Annotated in this window: 11 protein-coding genes and 1 pseudogene; 6 read left to right on the top strand and 6 right to left on the bottom strand. The window is 27.3% G+C overall.

Going from position 1 to position 12017, the window contains the following annotated elements; all coding sequences use genetic code 11:
• Positions 1-63: 63 nt before the first annotated feature.
• The 6 genes from DAD81_RS15135 to DAD81_RS15110 form a co-directional block, all read right to left on the bottom strand.
• Positions 64-1044, bottom strand: a complete 981-nt coding sequence (locus DAD81_RS15135) for a DUF6371 domain-containing protein (protein WP_111709134.1) — start codon at positions 1042-1044, stop codon at positions 64-66.
• Positions 1045-1107: 63 nt separating this feature from the next.
• A complete protein-coding gene (locus tag DAD81_RS15130; RefSeq protein ID WP_111709133.1) occupies positions 1108-2436 on the bottom strand; it encodes a DUF3987 domain-containing protein in 1329 nt (442 codons plus the stop codon).
• Between the two features lie 11 nt (positions 2437-2447).
• A complete protein-coding gene (locus DAD81_RS15125) occupies positions 2448-3089 on the bottom strand; it encodes a ribbon-helix-helix protein, CopG family (RefSeq protein ID WP_111709132.1) in 642 nt (213 codons plus the stop codon).
• Positions 3090-3093: 4 nt separating this feature from the next.
• Positions 3094-3432 carry a helix-turn-helix domain-containing protein gene (locus DAD81_RS15120; protein WP_111709131.1) on the bottom strand — a complete coding sequence of 113 codons (339 nt, stop codon included), beginning with the start codon at positions 3430-3432 and terminating at the stop codon, positions 3094-3096.
• A gap of 150 nt (positions 3433-3582) precedes the next feature.
• Positions 3583-4491, bottom strand: a complete 909-nt coding sequence (locus tag DAD81_RS15115) for a hypothetical protein (RefSeq protein ID WP_111709130.1) — start codon at positions 4489-4491, stop codon at positions 3583-3585.
• Entirely contained in the window at positions 4492-5790 is a 1299-nt protein-coding gene (locus DAD81_RS15110; protein WP_111709129.1) for a tyrosine-type recombinase/integrase, read from the bottom strand. It lies immediately after the preceding gene.
• A 566-nt stretch (positions 5791-6356) separates the two neighbouring features.
• On the opposite strand from DAD81_RS15110, the gene DAD81_RS15105 reads away from it, so the two are divergent.
• The 6 genes and pseudogenes from DAD81_RS15105 to DAD81_RS15080 form a co-directional block, all read left to right on the top strand.
• The gene (locus DAD81_RS15105; RefSeq protein WP_111709128.1) at positions 6357-7625 is read left to right on the top strand and encodes a site-specific integrase; all 1269 of its coding nucleotides are present in this window, start codon (positions 6357-6359) and stop codon (positions 7623-7625) included.
• Between the two features lie 56 nt (positions 7626-7681).
• Positions 7682-8527 carry an RteC domain-containing protein gene (locus DAD81_RS15100; RefSeq protein ID WP_111709127.1) on the top strand — a complete coding sequence of 282 codons (846 nt, stop codon included), beginning with the start codon at positions 7682-7684 and terminating at the stop codon, positions 8525-8527.
• Positions 8528-9007: 480 nt separating this feature from the next.
• On the top strand, positions 9008-9286 hold the full coding sequence (locus DAD81_RS15095; protein WP_111709126.1) for a helix-turn-helix domain-containing protein: 279 nt from the start codon (positions 9008-9010) through the stop codon (positions 9284-9286).
• A 48-nt stretch (positions 9287-9334) separates the two neighbouring features.
• Entirely contained in the window at positions 9335-10030 is a 696-nt protein-coding gene (locus DAD81_RS15090) for a hypothetical protein (protein ID WP_245949310.1), read from the top strand.
• A gap of 509 nt (positions 10031-10539) precedes the next feature.
• Positions 10540-10989, top strand: a complete 450-nt coding sequence (locus DAD81_RS15085) for a P-loop NTPase family protein (RefSeq protein WP_317047333.1) — start codon at positions 10540-10542, stop codon at positions 10987-10989.
• A 337-nt stretch (positions 10990-11326) separates the two neighbouring features.
• Positions 11327-12016 (top strand): annotated as a pseudogene (locus tag DAD81_RS15080) (PGN_0703 family putative restriction endonuclease); the annotation flags it as partial.
• Position 12017: the final 1 nt, after the last annotated feature.

Below are 12017 nucleotides of genomic sequence, written 5' to 3'. Positions count from 1 at the left end.
TACGAACTAATGACCCAAAGATATTTGAAGGTTTGAAGCGTAAAAAATGAAAATTTATAGTGATCATTTAGAAAAACCTCTTAATATATCTTCTAGATCACAATTATACCAGCCTTCATTTTTTAACTGGTCATCAGTTTTCCCATTGGTCATATCCCAAACTTTTGCATCAATCCCCAGTTCTTTTAAAAAAGGTAGTTTTTTATTCATTATAGTTACTGCATTTTCACTAAGGTCTGGCACCAGTATTATTTTTCGACCAATTAATACATTTAATTTGTCTCTGGTTAACCCATTTATACCTCCGTAAGACAACCAGGTATATTCTGGAATATATAGAGCACAAATAATTGCTGTTTTTTCACTTTCAGCCAGAATTATCGTTTTATTTTTATTTTCAGGTAAATTGATTAAATGCTCTCCAAAAAGGCAACTGTAATAACCATCACTATTTTTAAAGGGGACTTTAAATTTGTTAGTTCGTTTTCCTTTTTTTGTATAATATGAAACCTTTGCTTTTTGTGCTTTTTGATTTTTGTTGATATTCCAAAAAACAGTTCCACCATCTTTACTCGAACCTATGTAATACAACTTTTTAACTAATTCCGTGTTTTTATTGCCATACGTAAGACGAATGTATTGCAACAAGTTATTTTCTGGTTTATGGTCTTTATACCTTAAAATTAGGGCTTTTGGTATGTATTTAGGCTCAATTGCAACAAAATTTTTAGCTGTCTTACAGTGACCGACTGCTTGGTCAGCCATTTGTAGTACATTTTGGGAGTACATCTGTAAGACAACAGGTTCAAAACAATTATTTGTAATATTCCATTCATATTGCAATCCATTTTCATCATTATAGCGAGTGGGGGGTAAGGTTGATTTACCACAAGAATGGCAATAACCATATTTTTCTGGTAAATGTTTGTAATTGGAAAATTTACCATCCTTATTCGATTTATGACAACAAGGTGTAACTAATTGATAGTTCCTTTTTGGATTAAACTCTAATTTCAGCTCTATTTTACTTAATTTATTTTTCACAACTGGAAACTGGAAACTTTTAATTTATTGATAATTATGTATAAGTCTTTATATTTAAGTACTTTATCCTGTATTGTTGAGTGTGTTTGAAGTTTCCAGTTGCTTGTTGTTTTTACCCTTATTCCAACATTTAGAAACGGTACTTTTATTACACCCCATAATTTCTGAAACAGCTTTTTGACTGGCTCCATTTTTCTTTGCCAATTGAACAACATTATCAAGTGTTGGTTCTTGTTTAATAATTTTCAAATTTTCATTAATAATTATTTTGAAATTGTTAAAATAAAACTCATTTAACAAAATGGCTAAATCAACTGTATTTTCATCTAAAACTTTAGTGTAATCCATATTGAATGATATTTTCATCATATGAACAAGTAAGCAAAACTTATGAATGGATATTTGCATTTTGGCTAAATATCCCTGAATAATAGGTTTCGAAATTTCTTTTTTATCTATTAATTCTTGTGTATAGTTAAACAATTTTTCGTCCGCAGCTTTAGTAAGATTTATTTTAAACTGTTTCTTTTCTTGATTGGTGTTTTCACTTTCCTTCTTATAAGCTAGAATGTTAAGAACTAACTTAGTGTAATTGCTTATCACTTCTGAAGATATTTGCCCCCTACTTAATTTATTATTGCTTGTAAGTTTAGGAGTAAATAATTGACGATCAAAAAATCCGCTTTCTAAATTACCATTAGTAATAAATTTTGTAACAAATTCACTTTGTATTCCCCCTAATAAAGATGGACTAGTTTCTTTAATTCTAAAACTTTTAGTTGTTTTTCTTGAGATATCCACATGACCATTTGTATAACCTGAAAGTAAAAAATCTCTCCATTCTAATCCATCTCTGCTGTTTGGGTTTCCCATTTTTTCTATCAGAGTGTAAATTTCATCGATAAAGATTCCGATAGAATTTGGGTTTTCTGAATGAATTTTATGCACAGCTTCAATTGTTGAATTTTGAATCAATAATTGTTTCCTAATTGGTTCCTCCTCAGCTTCTGAATTATAATTTTTTATTTCAGAACAGTAATCATCGTAAGATTTATCATCCGACTCTTTTAATGGAATAGTTGCAAGTTTTAAGCTTTCTGATTTTGTATCCCCTCTACTTCCAACTATAGTAAAGTAGAGATTTGCAGAATTTTTATAGCCTAACGCTTTTATATAAAAAGTCAGTCCAGTTGCTGTAGAAATTGTGAACAATATTGAGCTTAATAAATATTCTTTAGGTATTCTTTTATATATAAAAGCCTGATTTATTAATTCAGAGTATTCCTTTGGAAGTTGTTTCAGAATTTGGTTTAACATTTCAATAGATTTACCCCTTCTGTCTTGTGATAAATCATCTAATTTATCTTTGACCTCTTTAATTGACTGTATCATCGTAATTCAGATTAAAGTGTTACATTTTTGACTCCACAATTCTTGTTGAATATGAAATAGTTTAATGTTGAGTAATTGAAATTTGGAAAATTTCCTTTTGAAAAATCCAATTGATTATACTTTAAAAATATATTCTGTTGAACTTTTATTAAGTCAGCAAGTACTTTTTTAAATTCATTTTTTAAGTTTGAATTTATCTTTTCACTAGAATGAATATTAATAATTGTTTCTTGGAAATTCATATATTGTTCATTTGATAATTGGATTGTTGAAGCTGATCGCTGATAGTAAATCCAGCAGACTAGTTTTAAAAAATCTACTGAAAAAACAACATCCGTTTTTTTTAGATCTTCACAAACCACTTCTAATTTTTTATTTTCTGTCTTTAATAACTCATATTTATTCTCTAATTCATACAATTCATTTTTGACAGTATTACATTCTTCTTCATAATCAATTTCATTTTCATTAATCTCATTTAGTTCCTGATCATCGACATCAATATCCTCTTCTTGATAATCATTTTTAGGATTGCAAAATTCTTCTAAAATACTTCGTGTTAATTCAGAAGTTGAAATTCCCTCTGCTTGTGCTTTTTCATCCAATTGATCTCTAAGATCATCTGGAATCCTAATGGTAATTTTATTTTTCATACTTTTATTTTGATTTTTTTGATAGAAATTTGTCTAATTTTTCAGATGGAGTATTAACCTTTGAACTACTTATTAACCATTGCTTAATTTCACTTAATAAAAAATAAAGTTTACCATCTTTCTTATGAAATGGTATTTCATTTCTATTAACTTTTCCGTAAATAGTTTGTTTGGCGTATCCTAAATAGTTGGATAATTCAGTAATGCTAATAGGTCTTTCAATTTCAAAATCTTTGAAATTGTTTCTACTTCCATTCTCCAAGTATGGTAAAATGTTTTCTAAAATTTTCTCTGAAAGTACTTTTATTCCTTCGTCAGAGAGTTTGTTTATTGTATTAATCATACCCCAAATTTCCGCACATATTTAAGTTAAATTGTGGTGTGTAGGTATGACCTAGGTACGACCTAGGTTTTTTAAAGTGAAGAAAATGAGTGGCTTATGTTAAGTAGATTTATTAAAAGTTCTATTTTAAGTTGATAAAATAGTTTATTATTATATATTATTTTTTATTATTGTTAATAGTTCTTTAGTTTTTTTTAGATTTAATGATGTAATTTTTTTCTGTAGTAATTCTATTTTGGCTATTTTTTTTTGTCTACTTAAATTGTAATAGTCAATACCTTTTGAAAGTTTATTATACAATGTTATTTTAGAAGTTTGTTTTTTAGAGAATATTTCATATTCTTGAATACCTTGTGTAATAGTTATTATTCTTAGAAACTCTGCCAATGGTATTTCAGATTTATTTTTTTTTGAAGACTCAAATAATAAATGCAGTAATAATATTTTTTCATCTTCACTAATTTTCCCTACTTCAAGTTGTATATCTGATTGTTTAATATCTAATATTTGTGAATCTAGTTTTGTATCCACAAGATTGTTTGAAAGCTTAGGCATAAAGTTGAAATCCTTAGGCTCATCCTGAATTTTTAAATATTCTTTATGATCCTTTATTTTGATAAAATCTATTTCGTTAAACCTTTTATTCTTCGCAAGTGTCTCATAAATGTGGCTATTAGTATCTATAAGGGACTTATATTCTTCTAAAGACTTAATGATTGCTATTTTTTTTATTAAATCAATGTAATCGATTTTCAATTGCTTTTTTTTGAGATTATATTGATCCAATAAATACTTGTTTAAACAATTTTCTGTATGATTTTTTCGATATTTACATGTACCAGTTTGATAGTCTTTGTAAATATCTAAATAATCTGAATTTAACAAATCAATATTTTTACGGTGTGTATTATATAATTTAAGTTCAAAGTTATCTATTGCATCTGTGATATATAGCTCCTCATTATAATGATATCTTAATTCTTTAATAAAGTAATATAGAACTATATTTTTAACCCTGTTGAAAGTATTATTATAGGTATCCAAGTAGTTATTGGTCATTTAAAAATTCATTAAATTGTTAGAAAATTCTTTTTTAGTGTCATCTTCAAATCCAGCAAAATAGTTTTTTGTAACGCTTAGGTTACTATGGTTTAAAGCTTCGCTAATAAATTCCATAGATACACCATTCCTAATTGATAATGTAGCAAAGGAGTGTCGAGCCCAATACGTGGAGATTTTAAAATTGAAACCTAAACTTTTAGCATATTTGTTAAAATGAAGATTTACAAAGCTGACAAAATTTTTAATTTTTCTTTTTTGCTCATAAGCATCATCACTTTCTAAAAGAATTGAAAAAATATAGTTATCATCAGACTCAATATTTTTAGCATATTTATTAATTATTGATTTGGCATAATCATTTAAATGAATAGAAATTTCACTTAGATTTCCTTTTTTCGTAGTTTTTGTTTTTTCTCTGTAATACACTAAACTTTCCTCTATTATATTTTTTTTCTTTAAAAGTAAAATATCTTTAAAATTCATTCCATATAACGCATAACTTAAAAACCAAAAATCTTTTGCTTTTTCTTGTTCCTTGGTATTTGGTTTAGAATTAAATAAAAGTGAGATTTCTTCATTTTTTAGAGCCTTTTTAGTTTTTGAAGAAACAGGTATTTGGTATTTCCCCCTATTAATTCCAAAAGGATAGATATCTTGTTTAATATCATTTTGGCTTATAGCATCATTGAAGATGGTTCTTAGACATCGTAAATACATAGATACCGTAGTAGTCGATTTTAAATTATCAACAATCATAAAGTTCTCATAATCCTTTAACCATTGATCATTAATATCATAAAATGTGAGGTTTTTAACAGCTTTATTTATTTCTTTCTCTTTTTGTTGCAAATCAATAAATTCAACTTTGTTTAAAACAAATGTTCCTATAGATTTTAAACTAAGGTCATAATTACTAGCAGTTCCAATTTGATTGTTTTTTCTTAATGAAGCTATTTTTTGTTTGTAATGAAATAAAACACTTATTCCAGCAGTTTTATTTCTGAATAATTTCTTTTCAAAAGTTAAGAAGGTGAAAGGAGTTAGGTCTTTCGCAACATTGTTTGCTCTTTCTTCAAACTCATTAAGATATAACTGAATATCTTTATCTTTTTTATTGAGCCTTTTTTTAGGGTTGAATATATTTCCGAATTGAATTTCAGTTAATGAAACATTGGTGCTATAAAGTTTTTTCTTTTTTGTTAGTTTTGAATATACTTTCAGCTTTACTGGAAAAATATTAGTAGATCCTTTTACAGCTCTTCGTGAGTCTAAATAAATTGAAGTATTAAAATCCATAAAAATAATTGTATTACAAAGTAAATGAATAAAATCCAATTTGCACAAAATTTGCACAAAATTTGCACAAAAAAATATAATATAAGATAAGTTTTAATAAAATAAAATTCATTAAAAAAGTATAAATAGTTGATAAACAGTAGTAAAAATAAATTTTGATAAGAGGTGATAAGTAAGACGATACGCCTTCTAAGCAGACGGTCATAGGTTCGAATCCTATCGCGATCACTTTTACAGTGTTCAAAACACTTCAAAACCTTGTAAACCTTATGTTTTACAAGGTTTTTTGTTTTTTAGACCATCATATAATTTAATATTATTTCATATATTGTGGTAGCTAAAAGGTAAACAGATTAAAAATGTAAATTTTGTTTACCAATTTGCAAGCTTAGCCCCTATAAAATAAGGGTTTTAATATATTTATAGTATTAAAATTAGCTAGTAAAAGAAACGTCTATTATCTCTTAGATTATTAAAAAAGGTAAACGTTTTTGATATTTGAAACACTAACATAGTTGATTTGACTTTCGTCTTAAATAAAGTTTAACTTAAAAAAGACGACAACTATGAAGACTTCAGAAACCTTTTCAGTCCTAATTTGGGCCAATGTATCACGTGCAAAAAATAATGAAGCACTGCTTTATGCCCGTGTAACTGTAAACCAAAAACGAGTAAGTATTGGATTAAAAAGAAAAGTAAATCTCACCGTATGGGATCCGAAAAAAGCAATGGTGACAAATCGTGACCAAAATGCAAGATTAACCAACAAATATATTGATCAAGTAAAAGCGCAATTATTTCAAGCTTTTCAGGAGTTGAAAGGTGAAGGTAAAATGATTACTTCAAGTGCTATTAAAGAACGATATTTAGGAACCGATAAGGAATATCAGTCGATACAAGATTTAATTGATTATCACAATACTACATTTAGTAAAAAACTTCATAAAGATACTATGAAACATTATAAAACGAGTCAAAAGTATATTATGGAATTTGTTGAGCAAAAATACAAATCATCTGATATTTATCTAAAAGATCTAAATTATGCCTTTTTGGTAAAGTTTGAGCATTTTTTGAGAACCTATGAGCTATCTGAAAATAGAAGACCAATAGGAAACAATACTATAATGAAACATATTCAGAGGTTACGAAAAATGGTAACCTTGGCATTTCATCTGGAATGGATTTTAAGAGATCCTTTTGTAAAATTTAAATCATCATTTACAAAAAGTGAACGTACCTTTTTAACAGAACAAGAATTACAAAATATTATGGATTATAACCCTACTATTACAAGGCTCAGAATAGTTAAGGATTTATTTGTATTCAGTTGTTATACAGGTATTTCATATATAGATATAATTAAATTAAAACCAGATAATGTTTTAATAGGAATAGATGGCAATACTTGGATTGTAACAAAGAGACAAAAAACAGATACGTCAGTGAAAGTTCCATTATTGGAAAAAGCTGAAGAACTAATTGCAAAGTACAAAGATGATATTAGAGCCAATAAAACTGAAACGTTATTCCCGGTAATTTCCAATCAAAAAACAAATAGTTACTTAAAAGAAATAGCGGACGTTTGTGGAATAAAAAAAAACTTAACATTCCATATGGCTCGTCATACATTTGCAACAACAGTAACTCTATCAAACGGAGTACCAATTGAAACAGTGTCTAAAATGTTAGGACATACAAAGATAGCTACAACTCAAATTTATGCAAGAGTAATTGAAAGTAAGGTTAGTAATGATATGAATGCTTTGAAAACACTATTAAACAGTAAATCAATACAACGGTCAAAGAAAAATGATAGTAAATCAAGTAGTTAGGTGTTATTTAGTTTTTTTTATTATTTTAGGGTGCTAAAAAAATTGAAAACCCCATTATGAAAAGTATAACATTAACCTTTAATAAGTACAAAAAAGCTATTGCTGAAATTGAAAAATCAGATCTCCAAAATATTAAAAATTTAGATGAGGGAATAAAAATATCCAGAACTTGTTTAAACGAATTTAGTATTTTAGTTAGGTCAAATAAATTTTCTTCAAAAGGAAATGAAATTACTTTTTTTAAGTATCAGAAACCTTTTATTGAAGGTAGGCTACTGTATTTTAAAAGTTTACGTAATTATTGGTTAGAAAGACCAGTGTTAGGTGTTTCAAAGCAACGTAAGTTTATTGTAAATGAGCTTAAGAAAATAGACACTAGAAAATGTAAACAATTAGAATTTGTAAAATATTATAGATTAAAAAAAAGGAAGTTAGATCATATTTATTTTTTGAGAAGTTCAGACCAATTAGAACTATTTGTCGATACATCACATCATTTTAAAGATCCTGAATTTACTACAAGTCACGATTACCTTGTGTCCAAAATAGTTGCACAAGATTTATTAATTACATTTTTTTCTAATGAGTTAGAAGCACTTAAAAAGAAGAAATCAAATGTAATAGATGAAAATATCAAACCTATTATATTTGAGGATCTACAATGGACCGGGACTAAAACAGAATTACTGGAGTTAATTTTTGCATTACATTCTTCAGATTGTTTAAGAAATGGTAATTCAGATTTAAAAAGAACAGTGGAGCTAGCTGAAAAACTTTTTAATGTAGAATTAGGAAACATAAATAAAACATTAGAGCAAATTAAATCAAGAAAAAAGGATTTGACAAAATTTTTAAATAAATTAACAATCTCTTTATCAAAAGAATTAACTTTTGAAGTATAAAATTTGATGATATTTAAGAGCTTTAAAGATTTTCATCTCTTTTAAAAAAGTTTTTAGAATTTTAAAAAATTGCATTTTCACCCCTTTTTATAAAATATAATACTAAAAGTGTATTTTTTCTTGATAATAAGAAAAATACACTTTTTTAAATACTGATATACAGTGTCTTAAATTAATTCTTTTAGTATTTCTAAAAAATACTAAAAGAATAATAGAATCTTTTTTTTGTGAAAAATGCCCTTTATTTGTAGAGAATAATTTCTCTTTTTAAGAGAAAATTTAAGCCAAAATACTAAAAAAATACGATGTTTTATACTTTTGAAGATGTTATGAATTTGTTTATCAGTAATATACAAAATTTTAAATGTTAAAATTTTTAGTATTCTTAGTAATTACTAAAAAACCTCAACTAAACAATTCAGCTTTGTAGCACGAAAGTCAAATCGCTATAAAATTTATTAACTAAAAAAAAGCTGAAAAATGCCAACACAAATTATCACTACAGACGACCTAAGAGAATTCAAAATTGAATTATTAGAAGACATTAAAAAACTCTTATCAGAAAGAACTTCATCAGGAGTAAAAAAGTATTTGAAATCTGCCGAGTTAATGGAGTTATTAAAAGTAAGTCCAGGAACACTTCAAACTTTAAGAATTAACGGAACGCTACCATACACAAAAATTGGAGGGATTATTTTCTATGATGCAGAAGAAATTGAAAAAGTGATGAAAGAGAACAGTATTCACAACAAATTTTAATTCTAACGTCATTCTGAACTTGTTTCAGAACCTCATCATATTTAAATTATGAATTACATAACACACCTAAACGGTGTATTTCTTCAATTCTCCAAAGACAGTCGATTAAACCCGACGCATATAAGCCTATATATAGCATTATTTCATATGTGGAACTACAACAGGTTTCCAAAAGATTTTTTTATAAATCGAGAAGAAGTTATGTCATTTTCTAAAATTGGCTCAAAATCCACATATCACAGATGTATAAGAGAATTAAGTAATTGGAAATATATTAATTACAGTCCATCTCATAATCCGTTTAAAGGAAGTCGGGTTAAGATGTTCAAATTTGAGACAAGTTCTAAAACAACTAGTAGTCAAGAAGTGGATTTAAACAATCCCATAAAAGGACAAGCATTGGTATCTAATATAAACATTAATAAACATAATATAAACTTTATTAAACTAGAGGCAATTGCAAAAGAAAAATTGATTTTAGATTTTTTTAAAAAAGAAAATTATCCAGAATTGGAAGCTAAAAAGTTTTTCAATCATTACCAGGGGATAGGATGGAAGGTAGGTGGAAAATCAAAAATTGTAGATTGGCAAGCAACGGCCAGGAGTTGGATGCTAAAATCTGAAGAAATGAATTTATCAGTTCGAACGCAGTCGAGAACAAACAATCCAAACGCTTTACCACTTGACCAAAATCAAGACAACCTCCACACCAATCAAAACAAAAATTACGATGAACCACTTTAAACGTCATTCTCAGCTTGACTGGGGATCTTATCAATTTAATCTGAATCAAACTCGGCATACCGAGCATATCTCGTAAAATTTGAAAAGAGAATTCGTAAAGTTTCAGGCTGTTTGAGCCAAATAGATTTCACTTTTTATTTCAAGTTTTATTGGCGAGTTTCTGAAATTTAGAATTTGATTAAAAAATTTAGAGATAGGTTCGTAAGGCTAGATTTTTTGTTTCTTTTTCATCAATGGAAAAAGAAAGTTTAAATCAAAAATGAATAAAACAAATAAGATAAACCACTATGAACTCACAACCACACATAAAAATCGAAGGAAACTCAAAATTCCAGATAGGAGAAATAAGAAACAATACAGTTCACTATGAATTCGAAAAAATAAAAACCTACTTCAACATAAAAGGCCATTTATTATTTGGAAAAAAATTTAAAATCCACAAAGAAGACGAACCTCTGTTATTTAAACTATGCTGCTACTTCATTCAAGACCATAACAGCTGTGCACAAATGGGAATCGACACCAACAAAGGATTATTATTATCGGGTCCTGTAGGCAGAGGTAAAACTTCTTTAATGAAATTATTAATGCATTTAGCACCTCACAAAACAAACTATGAAATTATTCCAACACGAAACATTGTTTTCAATTTCAATGCATCCGGATTTGATGTAATAGAAAACTACAACCAAAATATAAACTATTGCTTTGATGATTTAGGAGTAGAACCAACAGGCTCTCATTACGCAAAAGAATGCAATGTAATGGGTGAAATCCTACTTTCTAGATATGATCTATTTTGTCATCCTGAGCAGCAGCGAAGGATCTGTACTCACATCACAACAAACCTCAACGCTCAAGAAATAGAAAAACGATACGGAAACCGAGTAAGAAGCAGAATGAGAGCAATGTTTAACCTAATTAGTTTCGATGAAAATTCTAGAGATAAAAGAAAATAAAAACATTTATTTTAACTTGAACTATTTAGAATCGATTTAAAACATTTATAAGGCTAAAGTAAATTCTATTAATTCTTACCTTTGGGTAATTGCTAAATTTTAAAAAGAAGAAATGGAAAATTATACAATTCCTGTAAATGAAAACAAATTTACAGCTAAATGTAGAGCACTATAATCAAAATACCGTATAGAAACTTTAAAAGAACCATTTGGAAAAGGGCCAACAAAAAACAGTAAAAAATGTTATGGAAATATGCTAGTGAATGGAGAGCAAACCGGAGCTAATTTTTTATCAAAGTAAGCATTTGAATTTGCGCACCAAAAAAACAAGGATAAGCAAATAAATAAAGACCTAACAATAGACGAATACAGATTATTTAACAATATGTTAAGTAGTATGCCAATGTGTTTTAATTTGTTTGCAGACTTACGTAAAATGTTACTAAAAGATACAAAAGAAGTAACAGAAATAGTAAAGTTGATGTTTAAAGAAATCGACTGGATAGATCAGGTTAATTATATCGACGTTGAATTTATTCCAACACCAATAGCTCATTATATAAATGATAAATCTGCATTTGATGCAATGATTTTAGTCCAAGATAAAAATGGAAAAAAGGGTTTAATTAGCATTGAAACAAAATACACAGATTTATTGGGCAGCAACACAGCAAAAGATTCAGATACAAAAAATAAAATAGTAAAAGAAGGAAAGTTTTTCGATGAATCTTTAATGAGTGAACTAAAAGAAAAAGGATATAAGCAAATACATAGAAATTTTTTACTGACGTATGCTTATGCAAAAAAGAATAAAATTTCAAATTTCACAAATGTAATTATATCTCCAGAAGAAGATAAAATATCAGTTACGGAGTTAGATGAATTAAAAAAGCATATGATTAAACTCGAAGAAAATATTTTTAAAATTTCTTTAGACGAGATTGTTAAAAGAACGAGTAATATAAAAAATGAACAGTTCTCTAATTTGATGAAACAATTTCAAAAAAGATACTTAAGTTTTAATTAAA

This window comes from Lutibacter citreus (assembly GCF_003260195.1).
GTDB lineage: Bacteria > Bacteroidota > Bacteroidia > Flavobacteriales > Flavobacteriaceae > Lutibacter > Lutibacter citreus.
This window is presented reverse-complemented; position numbering and strand designations above follow the sequence as displayed.